Origin of the sequence: Sandarakinorhabdus rubra (assembly GCF_010994245.1) — a bacterium.
In the GTDB taxonomy this organism is placed as follows: Bacteria; Pseudomonadota; Alphaproteobacteria; order Sphingomonadales; family Sphingomonadaceae; genus Sandarakinorhabdus; species Sandarakinorhabdus rubra.
Genome location: NZ_WMHO01000031.1, coordinates 1 through 16,636 on the forward strand (window position 1 = coordinate 1; position 16,636 = coordinate 16,636).

Genomic DNA, 16,636 nt, shown 5'->3' on the forward strand with positions numbered 1-16,636 from the left:
AGCGCCTGCGGCTTGGCGCCGCCCAGCCGGCGGCCGGCGCCGCCGGCCGCGATGGCGATGGCGGTGCTCACCGCCTCAATAACCGGCGGCCATGCCATCCTTGCGGTGGTCGGAGGCGCCGCGATAGAGGCCGCTGGCCGGGTCACGCAGAATCGCCTGATAACCACCCATGAGGTCGCCATTGCCCTGCACCACGTCGTGGCCGCGCGCCTTCAGTTCGGCGCCGACGGCATCGTACAGCGCGCCTTCCAGCGTCAGCCGGTTGCGGCGCTGGCTGTGGTTGAAGCGGGCGGCGTCGCTGGCCGCCTGCGGGTTGCCGCCAAACACCAGCATGTTCATCAGCACCTGGGCGTGCCCTTGCGCCTGCTGGTCGCCGCTCATCAGGCCGAACGCCATCGATGGCTGGCCATCCTTCGTCACGAAGCCGGGGATGAGGGTGTAGAAGGGCCGCTTGCCGGGGGCGATGGCATTGGGGCTGGCCGGGTCCATGTTGAACTGGGCGGCGCGGTTGTTGAGCACGAAGCCATAGCCCGGCACGGTGACGCCGGAACCGAACTCGCCATAGATGGAATAGATGAACGAGACCATGTTGCCGAAGCGGTCCGCCACCGCCAGGTAGACAGTGCCGCCCACCGGCTGGCTGGCCGGGCCGACAGCGCTGGCCGTTTTCATGTCGATGCGCCCGCACAGGCTTTTCGCATAGGCCTTGGAGGTGAGGCGTCCGGTGTCGACCGGGGTAATGGCAGGATCACCGTTGAAGCGTTCGAGATCGGCATAGGCCAGCTTCTTGGCCTCGACCATCAGATGCCAGTAGTTGGCCGAGCGCGGGCCTTCGCGCACCACGTCGACACCCAGCACGGGCGCACATTGCTCGACGATGTTGACCATCTCCAGCACGGCAAACCCTTGCGTGCTGGGCGGCATTTCCAGCACCTCGTGGCCCATGAAGCTGGTGGAGACGGGCGTCACCCACTCGGCATGGACCCTATCGAAATCCGCCTGGGTGATCTGCCCGCCCAGTTCGCCGGCGCGGCGGATGATCGCCTGCGCGATGGGGCCCTTGTAGAAGGCGTCGCGGCCACCCTGCTGCAGCAGCCGGAACGCCTTGCCGAGATCGGGATTGGTGAAGCGGCTGTAGAGCGGCGGCGCCTTTCCACCCGGCAGGTGGACGCGCGCGGTTTCGGGATCGCTGTTCAGGATCTGGCCATCATCGGCCCAGTCGCGCCCGATCCGCTCGCTGATGCCGAAACCGGTTTCCGCAATGCGCGCGGCCGGCTCCAGCACCGCCCTGAAGTCGCGGCTCCCATAGCGCTTCAACAGCACGTCCCACATGTCGACAGCGCCCGGCACCACCGCCGATTCGATGCCGATACCCGGCACGCGCGCATGACCCAGGCGTTTCAGCCGCTCGATGCTGGCACCGGTCGGCGCGCGGCCCGATCCATCCAGGGCCACCATCTTCTTCTCGGCCGCGCTCCACGCCAGCACGAAGCCATCGCCGCCGATGCCGGCCGATCCGGGTTCCACCACGTTGAGCACGGCGGCCACGGCCACGGCGGCATCGAAGGCATTGCCACCGGCCTTCAATATGTCGATCCCGGCCTGCACCGCCATTGGATGGCTGGTCGCCACCATGCCCTCGCTGGCCACCACTTCCGATCGCGTCTGTCCCGCCCAGCCATTGGCGCGCTGGCCGGGGAGGGGATCGAACTGCTGTGCCGGCGCAGCGGTGGCCATCATGGCCGCCAGAACGGCCAAAGCGCGTCTCTTCATGTCGGTCCCCCTTGTCGTGTCGGCGCCACAGGCCACAGCGCGGCGGGCAACGTCAATGGGCCAGTCGCCGCACGAAAAAGGGGCCCGCGCCGGGTGGCGCGAGCCCCTTGTCCGTTGGCCGAGGCCAGGGCGCGCTTACATCTTGAAGCGCACACCCAGGCGATAGCTGCGGCCCAGCAGGTCATAGACCGCCGAAGTGCCGAACGAGGTGCCACTGTTCGGGGTCGGCGGCGGATCCTGGTCGAACAGGTTCTCGACGACGCCGAACACGGTCACCGTGCTGTTGCCAACCTTGATGTCGAAGTTCTGCGACAGCTCCCAGTACCACACGGCTGGCAGACGGTTCCACTCGGCGGGCAGGCCGTTGCGCTCGGTCGGGCGCAGGTTGTTGACGACGCCCGGGCCAAGGTAGCGTGCCGTCACCGTCGTGCGGCTCGGGCCCACCGCATAGGTCGCCGAACCGAAGCCGCGCCACTTCAGGCTGGTGGGCGTGCCCAGGTCCGGCGGGGTGGTGTCGCCCGGCAGGTTGGTCTGGTCGGTGATGCGCTGCGAGGCCAGCACGCGCAGCGACAGCGAACCCGGCAGCTTGGCCGAGATGTTGCTGAGGTTGGTGCGGTAGCTGATCTCGTAGTCGATGCCTTCCACTTCCACGTTCTGGGCGTTGATGCCGCCGGTCAGCAGCGTGGCGCCAGCAAGGCCGGTGCTGCCGGCGACCGGGACGATCGACTGGCAGGCCGACGGGCTGGCCGGGCGGTTGAAGCCATAGCACAGGTCGAGCAGCAACTGGCCGCCAACGCCGAAGATCGCATCCTTGATCTTGATGTTGTACCAGTCGACCGTCGCGGTCAGCCCCGGCGCCCAGCTCGGCTGGTAGGCGCCGCCCACCGTCCAGGTGTCGGCGATTTCCGGCGTCAGCAGCGGGTTGCCGCCGTTGAGCGTGACGAACGGCACAGTCGGGCTATCCGGGAGGCTGCGATCCTGGAACTGGTTCACGAACGTGCTCTGCGGCGCGAATAGGTCATTCAGGTTCGGCGCGCGGATGTCGCGCGAACGGGTTGCGCGCACCCGGAAGTCGCCGATGCCGTAGGTGGCGCCCACCTTCCAGGTCGTCACTTCGCCGCTCGTCGAATAGTCGGTGCGACGCACGGCGCCGTTCAATTCGAGGTTGCCGTAGGTGTCGTCCTTCAGCAACGGCACCAGCGCTTCAGCGAAGAATTCCTTCACGTTGTAGCCAGCGCCGCCGGGCTGGAAGTTGCCGACGAACCAGACACGGGACTGCGACTGGGCGTCAGAGGTGGCGACGAACGATTCCTCGCGATACTCGAAGCCTGCCGCGATCGAGACCGGGCCAGCCCAGGTGGAGAAGGGGCTGTACTGGGCGTCGATCGAGTAGACGTCGAGCGCGATGTCGAGGTCCTGGCGGGTGCGGAAGCCATCGGCGGCGCCGGTGACCCAGGCGACCGAGGACGCGCCCAGCGAACCTTCGCCGAACAGGTTCATCGGGATACAGCCATTGGTCGGGTTGGTCAGCGTCGAGCGGCACACCGGCGCACCCACCGCCACGCCGGCAATGCCGCCAGTGGCCGGGTTGGCGGTCACGTCCACCGCCTGGTTGAAGCGGCTGACGACGATGTTGTTGTCACGCGTGTACCAGACCTGGCTGCGGCCACGCTGGTAATAGGCGCGCCACTTGCCACTGTCGGCGAAGCTGCCCTCCAGCGCGAACAGCAGGCGGCTCTGGCGGCGATTGTAGCCGGCATCGCCAGGGTTCTGGCCCGGTCCGTTGATCATGTCGTAGAAGATGCGGTTCATGCGGAACGACGTGACACCAGCCTGGTCCATGGCCTGCTGCACGGTCACCGGGATGAACGGGTTGTCGCGCTGGATCAGCAGCGCGCCGTTCGTGCCGGTGCCGTTACGGTTGTAGTAGGCAGACCAGTTGTTGGTGCTGTTGCCGGCATAGGTCGCCTCGAAGATGGCGGTGACGTTGTCTGTCACGTCATAGCTCAGGCGACCGTAGACGCTGTAATATTCCAGTGTGGGGAGCAGCGCGGCGCGGATGCTGGCCGGCTCGACACTGCCGCCGGACTGGAACGAGCCCTGGATGATGTTGCCGAACTGGAACTGGCCGACTGCGCCGCCCGGCAGGAAGTTGATGCCGGCCAGCGGGCCGCCGGCGATCACGCCGCCCGGTGTGCTGATGAGGCCAACGTCGGTGCGCACGATCTGGCCGGTCTGGCCGTTGGTGGCCGTCCAGTTCGGGTTGTTCAGGGTGCGCAGGCCGGGCTGGAACCAGTCACGCAGGCCTTCCGACATGCGGATGCTGTCGCTCTTGGCATAGTTGCCGCTCAGCAGCAGGCGGCCGCGGCCGCCGGCAAACTTGGTGCCGAAGGCCAGGTCGCCGCTGATCACGCGGCCATCATTCTTGTCGGTCTGGCCGTAGTTGATTTGGCCCTTGATGCCCTCGTAATCGGTGTCGAGGATGAAGTTGACGACACCGGCCACGGCGTCCGAGCCATAGGCGGCCGAGGCACCGCCGGTGACCACGTCGACGCGCTTGACCAGGTTCTGCGGCAGCAGGTTGACGTCAACCGCCGGCAGCAGGCCCGAGCCGACGACGCGGCGGCCATCGAGCAGCACCAGGGTGCGGTTGATGCCAAGGCCGCGGGCGTTGATCTGGTTGGCGCCGCCGTTGGTGTTAACGAACTGGGTGGTGGCGCGCGGCGACTGGCCCTGGCCGATGGCCGGCAGCTGGTTCACATAGTCCGCGATGTTGATGGGGTTGCGCTGGACGATGTCGTCAGCGGTGACGACCGTGGTCGGCACCGGGGCGCTGGAGCCGTCACGCACGATACGCGAACCGGTGACCACCATTTCTTCGGGCGCGGCCTCTTCGGTGTCCGCGGCGGCAACGGCCGTGGCCGTCTGCGCAGTAGCCGTCGTTGCCGTCAGCGCGGCGACGAGTGCCGCCAGCGAGGTGAACCCAAGGCCTCGAACCAGAACATTCTGCTGCATCGACTGTCATTCCCCTGTTGCAATGATCGGCTATGCGCCGCGAAGACCCCGCCCGGCGCTGGCAGCCGTCGGAAAGGGGCCGGCGCCAGCGCGTAAAGCGAAGGGCGCCGTAGAGGGGGAATGTCCGCGATTTTACACTAGCAAAATGACGCAGTGGCAAGTTGTCACCCGGGGTGGCAGTGCGCCGCCCCGCTTTTTGCGTCCTCAGTATAGCTGGTCGCTACCGGCGGCGGACCCACTTGAGGTCATATTCGGTCGACCAGGTCTGGCCGCCGTCCTCGCTGCCCACCGAAAGTTCGCGGATGCTGCCATCGGGGTTGGCCGACAGCGTCCAGTGGCGGAGCCGCACCTTGCCGCCGCCCAGCGGCCGTTCGGTGACATAGCGCATCTCGCCGGGGCGGATCAGGCCACCGCGAAAGCTGGTCGTGGTGCCGGCATCGGTGGCCCAATAATAGCCCCAGTTGCCCAGCAACGGCGAAAAGTTGAACAATCCGATGCCGTTGTCATCGCCGCCGCGATAACCGGTCCAGCGCTCCTCGATGACGCAATCGTTGAGGATCAGCGTCATGGAGACCTCGGCGGTCTTGGTGGTGCCGGAAAACACGTCCCAGTTGCCCAGCGTGAAATCCTGGGCGCGATAGCGGGCATCGTTGCGGCAAATCTCGGCCTTCGGCGGGGCCTGCGCAGCCAGCGGCGACGCCAGCAGGGCGGCGAACAGGGCTAGGCTGGCAGTGGCGCGCATGGTCGATCTCCCGTCGAAAGCCGCGACAGTCTGTCCGGGCTGTGCGGGCAGCGCAAGCCGGCGCCTGTGCGGGGTGCGGCATTTTTGTCATCTTCCCCGTTGCCAATCCGCGCCCTGGCGTCGAACATTGGCGCCAGAAGGGGGAGCAGCATGGCCGACGCAACGCATTCGACATGGTCCGACCGCGCGCTGGGGTTGGACCGGCCGATCGCCCGGCGCGATTTCCTGGGCGGCGTGGCACTGGCGGCCGCCGCGCCTGGCCTGCCGGCCTGGGCGCAAGGCCCGCAAGGGGCCGACGCGGAGTATCCACCGCTCAAGACTGGCCTGCGCGGGCAATATCCCGGCAGTTTCGAGAACGGCCACGCAGCGCGCGACGGCAGTTTCGACGGGCCGCTCAGCGCCGAGGACAGCGGCGAGCATCATGATCTGGTGATCGTTGGCGCCGGCATTTCCGGGCTCTCCGCCGCCTGGTTCCATGCCCAGGCGCTGGGCGCGGATCGCAAGGTGCTGATCCTCGACAATCACGATGATTTCGGCGGCCACGCCAAGCGCAACGAGTTCCGATACGGCGGCCGCACCATCCTTTCCTATGGCGGCACGATGAGCATCGAGACGCCGTTTCCCTACTCCTATGTCTCGAAGCAACTGCTCGCCGATCTCGGCGTCGATCTCACCAGTTACGAGCGCTACGAGACCAAGGCCTATGCCGGCCTTGCACCCGGCACCTTCTTCGACCGCGAGCATTTCGCCGGTGATCGGCTGGTGGCCGGCACCGGGCGCAAGCCGTGGCAACAGTTCTTTGCCGAAGCGCCGCTGTCGGGCGCCGTGCGCGCCGATCTCACGCGGCTGCACACCGAGGTGGTTGACCATCTGCCAGGCCTGTCGCCCGACGCCAAGGCCGAGGCGCTCAAGCGCATGAGCTATCAGGATTTCCTGCTGAAGCATGCGAAGCTGCTGCCCGAAAGCCTGCCCTTCTTCACCGGCCAGGGGTATCGCAACAACAAGCGGGTGGACACGGTGCCGGCCTGGGAGGTGGCGCTGGGCCGCCGCTCGCCGGGCTTTGCCGGCATGGAACTGCCCGGCCAGATCCAGGCCGATGCCCAGCATTTCCACTGGCCGGATGGCAATGCCTCGGTCGCCCGCCTGCTGGTCAGCCGGCTGGTGCCCGGCGTGTTTCCCGGCCCGCTGGACCAGGAAAGCGTGGTGCTGGCGCCGGCCCGCTATGCCGCGCTCGACAATCCGGCCAACAAGGTGCGCATCCGGCTGAACAGCATGGTGGTGCGCGTCGAGCATATCGGCAAGGTCACACGCAGCACCGAAAAGGCGGTGCGCGTCGTCTATGTGAAGGATGGCAGGCGGGTGTCGGTGACAGCGGCAAACGTCATCCTCGCCTGCTTCAACAATGTCATCCCGTTCATCGTGCCCGGCCTGCCGGCGGCGCAAAAGGCGGCGTTGCTCTATCCGGCCAAGGTGCCAATGCAATACACCAACGTGCTGATCCGCAACTGGCAGGCCTGGGCGAAGCTGGGCGTTCGCGCCATCCACGCTCCCAATGGCTATCACACGACGGCGGCGCTCGATGTGCCGATGGCGATCGGCGGCTATGCCAGCGCCGCGACGCCCGACGAGCCGGTGGTGATCCACATGGTGCGCAACCCCAACAAGCCGGGCCTGCCGCGCAAGGACCAGAACCGCATCGGCCGGGCCGAGATGCTGGCCACCGACTTTGCCACCATCGAACGCGAGATACGGCAGCAATTGCAGCGCATGCTCGGCCCCGGCGGGTTCGAGGCCGCGCGCGACATCGCCGCCATCACCGTCAACCGCTGGCCGCACGGCTACAGCTATACCTATGACACGCTCGCCGATCCCGACGTGCCGGATGAGGAGCGCCCGCACATCCTTGCCCGCCAGAGCTTCGGCCGCATCGCCATTGCCAACGCCGATGCCGGGGCGGCGGCCTTCACCAACACCGCCATCGACATGGCCGACAGGGCCGTGCAGGAACTGCTGGTCAGCAGAGGTCTGACCTGAGGCCTCAACCGAGGCCCATGGGCCAAATTGCCAGCCCCTGAGAGCATGCTTGGGGGTTGCTGCCTGCGCTGCCGTTTGCGACTGTCGGGCAGCGAAGGGAAGGGCCGGGATGCAGGCATTGGTTTCAATCGGAGCGGCCGGGGTGCGCCGGTGATGCCCGCCATCAGCCCGCCGGTGGCTACCCCGGCCGAGGCGGCGGCGTTTCTCGCCGCCCACCCCGATGTCCGCTTCATCGACATCATCTTCACCGGCCTTTCCGGCACGGCGCGCGGCAAGCGTATCCGCGCCCATGAACTGGCGGCGCTCTATTACGGCGGGCGGCCGCTGCCGGTGTCCATCCTGGTGGCCGATGTGACGGGACAGGATTGTTTCGACACCGGGCTGGTGTGGGAAAACGGCGATTCCGATCGCTTTGCCCGGCCGGCGCCCGGCACGCTGGTGCCCACCGCGCCGGGCCGCGCCGCCGTCATCACCTCGTTGTTCGAAGCGCACGGCACCGTGTGCGAGATCGATTGCCGGGCGGTGCTGGCGCGCGTGGTGGCCGGGCTGGTGGCAGCGGGATACATGCCGGTGGTCGCCTGCGAGCTGGAATTCTACCTTGTTGATCGTGAGCGCGCCGATGGCCAGCCGCCACGGCCGGCGCGCATGGGCGGGGCCCGGCCAAGCACACACGGCACCTATGGCCTCGAAGAGCTGGACGATGCCGGGCCGTTCCTGGCCGATCTGTGGGCCGCCGCCGATGCCGCCGGGCTCCCTTTAGAAACCGCCATTTCCGAATATGCCCCCGGGCAGATGGAACTGACCCTCAAGCACCGCGCCGACCCGCTGCGAGTGGCCGATGACGTGGTGCTCTACAAGCGGCTGGTGAAGCAGGTAGCACGCCGGCACGGCATGCTGGCGACGTTCATGGCCAAGCCCTTTGCCGAGGCTGCCGGCAATGGCCTGCACCTGCATGTCTCGATCAATGATGCCGCTGGCGCCAACATCTTTGCCAGCCCGCATGGGGCACCCAACGCGCCGCTGCTGCACGCCATCGGCGGGCTGAAGGCGGCGCTGGCGGAAAGCTTCGCGATCTTCGCGCCCAATGCCAACAGCTATCGCCGCTTCCGCAGCGGCAGCTTTGCCCCCGTCGCCGCCTGCTGGGGGATGGACAACCGCACCACCAGCTTCCGCATCACCGCCGGGGCCGATGCCGGTCGCCATATCGAACATCGTATCGCCGGGGCGGACGCCAATCCCTATCTGGCGCTGGCCGCGCTGCTGGCCGGCGTCCACCATGGCCTTGCGGGCCGCATCGATCCCGGCCCGCCCGTGGTGGGCGATGGCTATGCCGCGGCGGCGGCCGCCGATCCGGCAGCCGCGGCACTGCCGGGGGACTGGTTTGCCGCGGTGCGGGCACTGGAGGCGGGGCAGATACTGCCGGCCTACTTCGGAACAGCCACGATCGCGATGTTCGCCAGCGTCAAGCGCACCGAGCAGGAACGCTACATGGCGGTGATCCCGCCGCTCGATCACGACTGGTATCTGGCGAATGCCTGACCGGCTCTCCCGGCGCGCCTTCGGCGGGCTGGCGGTGGCGCTGGCGCTGGGCGGCTGCGCGCGCCGCTGGCCGAAGGGCGCCAACGGCGAGGAGCAGCGGCTGAACTTCTACAACTGGGACACTTATACCGGCGAGACGACGCTGGCCGACTTCCAGGCCGCCACCGGCGTCGAAGTGAACATGAGCCACTATGCCAACAACGACGAACTGTTCGCGCGGCTGCGCGCCGGCAACCCCGGCTATGACGTGATCGTGCCGTCGAACGAGTTTGTCACGCGCCTGCAGATCTCGGGGATGCTCAGCCCGCTCGATCATGCGCGCATCCCCAACCGGGCCAATCTGGCGCCGGAATTCGTGAATGTCGCCTATGATCCGGGGCGACGCTGGTCGATGCCCTATACCTGGCTGGCGCTCGGCATCGGATATCGCAAGTCCCGCGTGGATGGCGTGCCGGACAGTTGGAAGTGGGTGCTCGATTCCGATCGCTATTCGGGGCGCATCGGCCTGCTGGCGGAAGGGGATGACCTCATAAGGCTGGGCGCCCGCTATCTCGGCCATTCGGTCAACGCCGTCACCCCGGCGGTGATGGAGGAGGTGACCCAACTCCTCATTCGGCAGAAGCGTCACGTGAAGCTGTTCCACCATGACGAAGGCCAGGATCTGCTGGCCGCTGGCGAGATCGATCTCGTGGTGGAGTATAATGGCGACATCGCGCAGGTGATCGCCGAGGATGATGACCTGGCCTTTGTCGTCCCGCGTGAAGGCACGCTGTTCAACAGCGATTGCCTGTGCGTGCCGGCCGGCGCGCCGCGGCCCGACAATGCCCATCGCTTCATCAATTTCCTGCTCGATGCCAAGGTCGGGGCAGAGATCACCCGCACCATCCGCTATCCGACGCCCAATGCTGCCGCGCTGGCGCTGATGCCGGAGGAATACCGCGCCAACCCGGCGATCTTCCCCAGCGGGCCAGCGATGGCGCGCAGCGAATATGGCCGCTTCCAGTCCATCGCCCATATCCGCGCTGTCGAAGAGGCGATCACAAGGGTGATGGCGGCATGATGCTGCAACGCCCCGGCGCGGCGCGCGGCGTGTTCGCCGCCACCGGCCTGCCGCCCATCGTCTGGCTGCTCGCGCTGTTCCTGGCGCCGCTGGCGGTGATCTGGGCCTACAGCTTCGGCGAGAACCGCACGCTGGTGGACATTGCGATCACCGGTAGCTGGGCCAATTATGCCCGTGCACTGAAACCGCTCTATCTGGCGATCCTGCTGAAGTCCTTGGGCTTTGCGGCGCTCACCACGTTCATCTGCTTCATCCTCGGCCTGCCGGTAGCGCTGGCCATCAGCTTTGCGTCCCCACGCGCCAAGCTGCTGCTGCTGCTGGCGGTCATGCTGCCGTTCTGGACCAACCTGCTCATCCGCACCTATGCGCTGATGGCGATCCTGCGCACCGAAGGCCTGATCAACAGCGGCATCGGGGCGATCTGGTCGCTGGTGCCGGGGCTGGGGCCGTTCGAGCCGCTGCCATTGATCAACAACAATTTCGCCGTCGTCGTCGGCCTTGTCTATGTCCACCTGCCGTTCATGGTGCTGCCGCTCTATGCCGCGCTCGACCGGCTCGATCGCTCGCTCATCGAGGCCAGCCTTGATCTGGGTGCCGGCCATCTCGCCACGCTGTTCCGGGTGGTGGTGCCGCTGGCGCTGCCCGGCATCGTCTCGGGCATCATCATCACCTTCATCCCGGCGCTGGGTGCCTATCTGACGCCCGATCTGCTCGGCGGCACCAACAGCCAGATGATCGCCAATGTCATCGAGCGCCAGTTCCGTTCCGCCAACGACTGGCCGTTCGGCGCGGCGCTGTCGTTCCTGTTGATGTACATGACGTTTGCGGCCCTGCTGCTGCAGTCGCTTATTGTCCGCCGCCATGCCGGGGGTGCGCCATGAGAGGCCCGCTCGACTATCTGGGGCGCTGGCCGCTCCGGCTGTGGCTGGGGCTGGTCGGCCTCTTCCTCTATCTGCCGCTGGTGGCGCTGGTCGCCTTTTCCTTCAACGACAGTCGCCGCACAACGGTGTGGCGGGGCTTTTCGCTCACCTGGTATCGTGAACTGTTCGCCGATACCGAACTGCTCACCGCGTTCGGCAACTCTCTGGTGATCGCAGCGGCCTCCACGCTGATCAGCCTCATTCTCGGCACGGCCGCGGCGCTGCTGCTGTGGCGCTTCCGCTTTGCCGGCAAGGCCGCGCTGGAGGCCGCGCTCGGCCTGCCGATCGTGGTGCCGGAAATCTGCCTGGGCGTCGCCTTCCTGGTGTTCTTCACGGCCATCGTGCCGTGGCCTGGCGAACTGCCCTGGCCCTTCAGCCTCGGCGCCATCATCATCGCCCACACCACCTTCTCGTTCAGCTTCGTGGCGCTGGTGGTCAGGGCTCGGCTGGCCGGCTTCGATGGCGCGCTGGCCGAAGCGGCGCGCGATCTGGGCGCCAGCGAGTGGCGCATCTTCCGCGACATCATGGTGCCGCACCTGGTGCCGGGGCTGGTGGCCGGCGCGCTGCTGGCCTTCACGCTCAGCCTCGATGATTTCGTCATCACCTTCTTCACCTCGGGGCCAGACACGATCACCTTCCCGATCAAGGTCTATTCGATGGTGCGATTCTCGGTCACCCCGGCGGTCAACGCCGCCTCCACCCTGCTCATCCTGCTCACCGCCGCGCTCACCGCGCTGGCGCTGTGGCTGCAGGGGGCCGACATTGCAAAACAGGCGGCGTGATGAAGGGGGACAGCATCATCCACTTCGAAGGCGTCACCAAGCGTTATGGCAAGGTGGTCGCGGTCGACAACGTCAGCCTGGAGGTGAAGGAGGGCGAGTTCTTCGCGCTGCTTGGCCCATCAGGCTGCGGCAAGACCACGTTGCTGCGCATGCTGGCCGGCTTCGAGGTGCCATCCGAAGGCCGCATCTTCATCGATGGCGAGGACGTGACGCTGGTGCCGCCCAACCGCCGGCCGGTCAACATGGTGTTCCAGAACTATGCCGTGTTCCCGCACATGAGCGTGGCCGACAACGTGGCCTATGGCCTGAAGGTCGATGGCGTCCATGCGGCGGACCGTGCGCGCCGGGTGGAGGAGGCACTGGCGCTGGTCAAACTTGACGGGCTGGGCGGGCGCAAGCCGGATCAGCTGTCGGGCGGGCAGCGGCAGCGGGTGGCGCTGGCCCGTGCGCTGGTCAAGCGGCCGCGCGTGCTGCTGCTGGATGAGCCGTTGTCCGCGCTGGATGCCAAGCTGCGCGAAGCGATGCGCACCGAGTTGTGCCAGCTGCAGGCCCAGGTCGGCATCACCTTCGTGATGGTGACGCACGATCAGGACGAGGCGCTGGCGCTGGCCGATCGCTGCGCGGTGATGCAGCGCGGCCTGCTGCAGCAGGTGGCCAGCCCGTCTGACCTATATGAATTCCCGGCCAGCCGCTTCGTCGCCGATTTCATCGGCTCGGTGAACCTGCTGGAAGGGCAGCTGGTGGTCGATGAGCCCGATCATGCCGAGGTGGCGGTGGCCGGCGTCGACCAGCCGGTGTTCATCGATCATGGCGTGACCGGGGCGGCCGGCACCACGCTGTGGCTGGCGCTGCGGCCCGAAAAGATCGAACTGCACAAGTGGGCCGACGCGCCGCCCCATCCCGGCGATGCGCCGCCGGGGCGCAACGTGGTGGCCGGCACCATCACCCATGTCGCCTATCTCGGCAGCGAGAGCCTCTATGAGGTGACACTTGCCGATGGCCAGCGGCTGAAGGCACTGCGTTCCAACCTCACCCGCTGGGACCAGGAGGATTTCGCCCTGGGCGAGACGGTCTGGCTGGCCTGGCACGCCTGTTCGCCAGCGGTGCTGCTGACATGAGACCGGTGCTCGGTATCATCTGCTGCACGCGGCAGGTTGGCGTCGAGCCGGCGCAGGCGGTGATGAACCGTTACGTGACAGCCGCCATGCGCCACGCCGATTGTGCCGCGCTGCTGGTGCCGTCGCTGCCCGATCTGATGGCCGCCGAGGAGGTGATCGACCGGCTGGACGCCGTGCTGTTGACCGGCAGTCCGTCGAACCTTGAACCATCGCGCTATGGCGAGGCGGAGACGGGCGATCCGCCCTTCGATCCGGGCCGCGACGCGATTGCCACGGGGCTGGTGCACAGCGTTCTGGCGCGGGGCAAGCCGCTGTTCGGCATCTGCCGCGGCCTGCAGGAGATCAACGTGGCGCTGGGCGGCACGCTCACCCGCGAGGCCGGCAAGGGACTCGCCCACCACGCCCCCGATGATGTGCCGTTCATGGCGATGTTCGATCATCGTCACGATGTCGCGCTCAGCCCCGGCGGCCTGCTGGCGCGCGCCCACGACGCGACCCGCCTCACCGTCAACAGCGTCCACTATCAGGGCATCGCCCGGCTGGGCGAGGGCCTCACCGTCGAAGCCACCGCACCCGACGGCATGGTGGAGGCGGTCTCGTCGCGCATTGGTGGCGCGCCGCTGCTGGCCGTGCAATGGCACCCCGAATGGGCGCCCGACACTGACCCTAACTCTGCCCGTTTCTTCCACCTGCTCGGCCGTGCCCTGCGCGGCCAGCCGCTTGTTCCGGATGGTCCTGCATGACGCCACCAGCCACACCTTTGCGCAACCATGACGTCGCCGAACTCAGGCGCCTCGACGTCGCCCATCACCTCGCGCCCCAGCAGGACTGGCAGGCCGTGGAAGACATGGGCGGCAGCCGCATCATCGTGCGCGGCGAAGGCTCCACCATCATCGATGGCGACGGCGTGCGGCTGCTGGATGGCATGGCCGGCCTGTGGTGCGTGAATGTCGGATATGGCCGCACCGAACTGGCGGACGCAGCATACAAGCAGATGCTGGAGCTGCCCTACTACAACAGCTTCTTCAAGACGACGACGCCGCCCACGGTGGAACTGGCAACCAAACTGGCCGGGCTGCTGGGCGGGCGGCTCCAGCATATCTTCTTCAACTCATCGGGCAGCGAGGCCATCGACACGCTGATCCGCACCGCGCGCCACTATTGGCAGGTGAAAGGCGAACCCAATCGCAACATCATCATCGCGCGCACCAACGGCTATCATGGCTCCACCATTGCCGGCATGAGCCTGGGCGGCATGGCGCCGATGCACGCGCAAGGGGGCCCGCTGCTGCCCGGCTTTGTCCACGTCATGCAGCCCTACAAGTTCGTGGAGGGCTTCGACGAAAGCGAAGAGGCGTTTGCCATGCGCGCGGCGCAGGCGGTGGAGGATGCCATCCTGGCCGCCGGGCCGGAGAATGTGGCGGCGTTCATTGGCGAGCCGGTGCAGGGCGCCGGCGGGGTCATCATCCCGCCCGCCGGCTACTGGCCCCGGGTGGAGGCGATCTGCCGCAAATATGGCGTGCTGCTCTGTTGCGACGAGGTGATCTGCGGCTTCGGCCGGCTCGGACAGTGGTTCGGCCACCAGCATTATGGCATCAGCCCCGATCTCGTCACCATGGCCAAGGGCCTGTCGTCGGGGTACCTCCCCATCTCGGCGGTGGGTGTCGCCGATTTCATCGTCGAGACGATCAAGTCCAACCCCGATGATTTCGTCCATGGCTATACCTATTCGGGCCATCCGACCGCCGCTGCGGTGGCATTGAAGAACCTCGAGATCATGGAGCGCGAGGACCTCGTGCGCCGCACCCGCGAGGACAGCGGCCCCTATCTGGCGCGGCGGCTGGCCGAACTGGCGCAGCACCCGCTGGTGGGGGAGGCGCGCAGCCTGGGCCTGATTGGCGCTGTTGAAATCGTGGCCGAACCGGGCACCAATCGGCGCTTCGGAACTGGCCGCAACTCGGGTATTGTCGTGCGTGACCTCTGCATCGCCAGGGGCCTGATGGTGCGGGCGGTGAAGGATTCGATCGTGATGAGCCCGCCGCTCATCATCACCCATGCCGAGATTGATCGGCTGGTGGACACGATTGCCGACGCGCTCACTGCGGCCGAACCGGCCCTGAAGTCGCTGGCAGACGAAGGATAGCAAGGGACCAATTATGGCCGACATCGGCGACTGGGTGCGTGACCGGGGCATATCCGAAGTGGAATGCCTGGTGCCCGACATGAACGGCGTGCTACGCGGCAAGGTGTTCCCGGCCGCCAAGCTGGTGCAGTTTTCCCGCAACAACGCGTTGCGGCTGCCCTCGTCGATCTTCTCGCTGACGATCACCGGCGATTATGCCGATGTCGATGAGCATGTGGAGGCCTTTTCCGACCCAGATATGGTTCTGAGGCTGGATCCCACAACCTTGTGCGTGGCGCCGGGATTCAAGACGCCGACCGCCTACGTGTTCGCCGATGCCCATCATGCCGATGGTACGCCCTGGGCCTCTTCGCCGCGCCACCTCCTGAAACGGGTGTTGGCGCTGTATGAGGAAAAGGGCTGGCAACCGGTGATGGCGCCGGAACTGGAATTCTACCTCACCGCCCCCAATCCCGATCCGGACATCCCGCTCACCCCGCCGGCCGGCCGCTCGGGCCGCGCCGAAACCTCGTCGCAGCCCTATGGCCTCGAAGCCATCACCGAGCATGAGGACCTGATCGAGGCGATCTACGAATATGCCGAGGCCGCCGAGCTCAACCTCGACACCATGATCCACGAAGCCGGCACCGCCCAGCTTGAGATCAACTTCGTGCACGGCGATCCGGTGCGGGTGGCCGACCAGGTGATGCTGTTCAAGCGCATCGTGCGGCAGGTGGCGCTGAAGCACGGCGTCTATGCGACCTTCATGGCCAAGCCGATGGAGCATCAGCCGGGCAGCGCCATGCACCTACACACGTCGGTGGTGGACCTGGCCGATGGCCACAATCTCTTTGCCAACAGCAACGGCAGCGATGCCGCGCTGTTCCGCCATTTCGTCGGCGGGCTGCAGGGCTATCTGCCCGCGCTGGCGCCGATGTTCGCGCCCAACGTTAACAGCTTCCGCCGGATGCGGCCCGATCATGGGGCGCCGATCAACGTGCAGTGGGGCAGCGACAACCGCAGCTGCGGGCTCCGAGTTCCGATCACCGATCGCCACAACCGCCGCGTCGAGAACCGCCTGCCCGGCGCCGATGCCAACCCCTATCTGGCGATGACCGCTACGCTCATCGCCGGCTATTTGGGCATGACGGAAGAGCTGGAGCCGTCACCGAAAACGTCGGGCAACGCCTATAACTTCGAACGCACGCTGCCGCGCAGCCTGGAAGAAGCGCTGGAGCGCTTCAACGATTGCGATCCGGTGCGGGTGCTCCTGGGCGATTATTTCTTCCGCAGCTTCACCACCATCAAGGCCGCCGAGCTGGAGGCCTTCCAGGGCGTGATCAGCAGCTGGGAACGTGACCACCTGCTTCTGAAGGTGTGACCGACAGCCTCGCCTTCGCGCACAGCTGGTATGCGGCCACCGCCCATGCCGCGCCCGAGCGTCCTGCGCTGGCCGCCGATGTGCGCGCCGATGTCGCCATTGTCGGCGGCGGCGCCACCGGCCTGTCGGCGGCGCTGCACCTCGCCGAAC

At 66.9% G+C, this 16,636-nt stretch carries 12 protein-coding genes; 9 read left to right on the forward strand and 3 right to left on the reverse strand.

The features are described 5' to 3' along the window. Positions 1-75: 75 nt before the first annotated feature. From ggt to GJV64_RS03490, 3 genes are all read right to left on the reverse strand, one after another. The gene (ggt, locus tag GJV64_RS03480; protein ID WP_164155893.1) at positions 76-1,773 is read right to left on the reverse strand and encodes a gamma-glutamyltransferase; all 1,698 of its coding nucleotides are present in this window, start codon (positions 1,771-1,773) and stop codon (positions 76-78) included. A gap of 135 nt (positions 1,774-1,908) precedes the next feature. Beyond that, a complete protein-coding gene (locus GJV64_RS03485) occupies positions 1,909-4,788 on the reverse strand; it encodes a TonB-dependent receptor plug domain-containing protein (protein ID WP_164155894.1) in 2,880 nt (959 codons plus the stop codon). Positions 4,789-5,008: 220 nt separating this feature from the next. Beyond that, the gene (locus GJV64_RS03490; protein WP_164155895.1) at positions 5,009-5,530 is read right to left on the reverse strand and encodes a hypothetical protein; all 522 of its coding nucleotides are present in this window, start codon (positions 5,528-5,530) and stop codon (positions 5,009-5,011) included. A gap of 150 nt (positions 5,531-5,680) precedes the next feature. Here GJV64_RS03490 and GJV64_RS03495 point away from each other — a divergent pair, with 150 nt between their 5' ends. From GJV64_RS03495 to GJV64_RS03535, 9 genes are all read left to right on the forward strand, one after another. Next, positions 5,681-7,564, forward strand: coding sequence for a flavin monoamine oxidase family protein (locus GJV64_RS03495; protein ID WP_164155896.1), 1,884 nt, complete (start codon positions 5,681-5,683; stop codon positions 7,562-7,564). 153 nt (positions 7,565-7,717) lie between these two features. After that, complete coding sequence (locus GJV64_RS03500; RefSeq protein WP_164155897.1) at positions 7,718-9,103, forward strand: glutamine synthetase family protein; 1,386 nt, start codon at positions 7,718-7,720, stop codon at positions 9,101-9,103. Beyond that, positions 9,096-10,163 carry an ABC transporter substrate-binding protein gene (locus tag GJV64_RS03505; RefSeq protein ID WP_164155898.1) on the forward strand — a complete coding sequence of 356 codons (1,068 nt, stop codon included), beginning with the start codon at positions 9,096-9,098 and terminating at the stop codon, positions 10,161-10,163. The genes GJV64_RS03500 and GJV64_RS03505 overlap by 8 nt, the downstream gene beginning before the upstream one ends. Further along, positions 10,160-11,044, forward strand: coding sequence for an ABC transporter permease (locus tag GJV64_RS03510; protein WP_164155899.1), 885 nt, complete (start codon positions 10,160-10,162; stop codon positions 11,042-11,044). The genes GJV64_RS03505 and GJV64_RS03510 overlap by 4 nt, the downstream gene beginning before the upstream one ends. Next, positions 11,041-11,865, forward strand: a complete 825-nt coding sequence (locus GJV64_RS03515; protein WP_164155900.1) for an ABC transporter permease — start codon at positions 11,041-11,043, stop codon at positions 11,863-11,865. Before GJV64_RS03510 ends, GJV64_RS03515 begins: the two co-directional genes overlap by 4 nt. Then, positions 11,865-12,983: an ABC transporter ATP-binding protein gene (locus tag GJV64_RS03520; protein ID WP_164155901.1), complete on the forward strand. Its 1,119-nt coding sequence runs from the start codon at positions 11,865-11,867 to the stop codon at positions 12,981-12,983. The genes GJV64_RS03515 and GJV64_RS03520 overlap by 1 nt, the downstream gene beginning before the upstream one ends. Further along, complete coding sequence (locus tag GJV64_RS03525) at positions 12,980-13,726, forward strand: gamma-glutamyl-gamma-aminobutyrate hydrolase family protein (protein WP_164155902.1); 747 nt, start codon at positions 12,980-12,982, stop codon at positions 13,724-13,726. The genes GJV64_RS03520 and GJV64_RS03525 overlap by 4 nt, the downstream gene beginning before the upstream one ends. Before the next feature lie 17 nt (positions 13,727-13,743). Beyond that, on the forward strand, positions 13,744-15,126 hold the full coding sequence (locus tag GJV64_RS03530; RefSeq protein ID WP_235927579.1) for an aspartate aminotransferase family protein: 1,383 nt from the start codon (positions 13,744-13,746) through the stop codon (positions 15,124-15,126). A 13-nt stretch (positions 15,127-15,139) separates the two neighbouring features. Beyond that, positions 15,140-16,486 carry a glutamine synthetase family protein gene (locus GJV64_RS03535; RefSeq protein WP_235927580.1) on the forward strand — a complete coding sequence of 449 codons (1,347 nt, stop codon included), beginning with the start codon at positions 15,140-15,142 and terminating at the stop codon, positions 16,484-16,486. Positions 16,487-16,636: the final 150 nt, after the last annotated feature.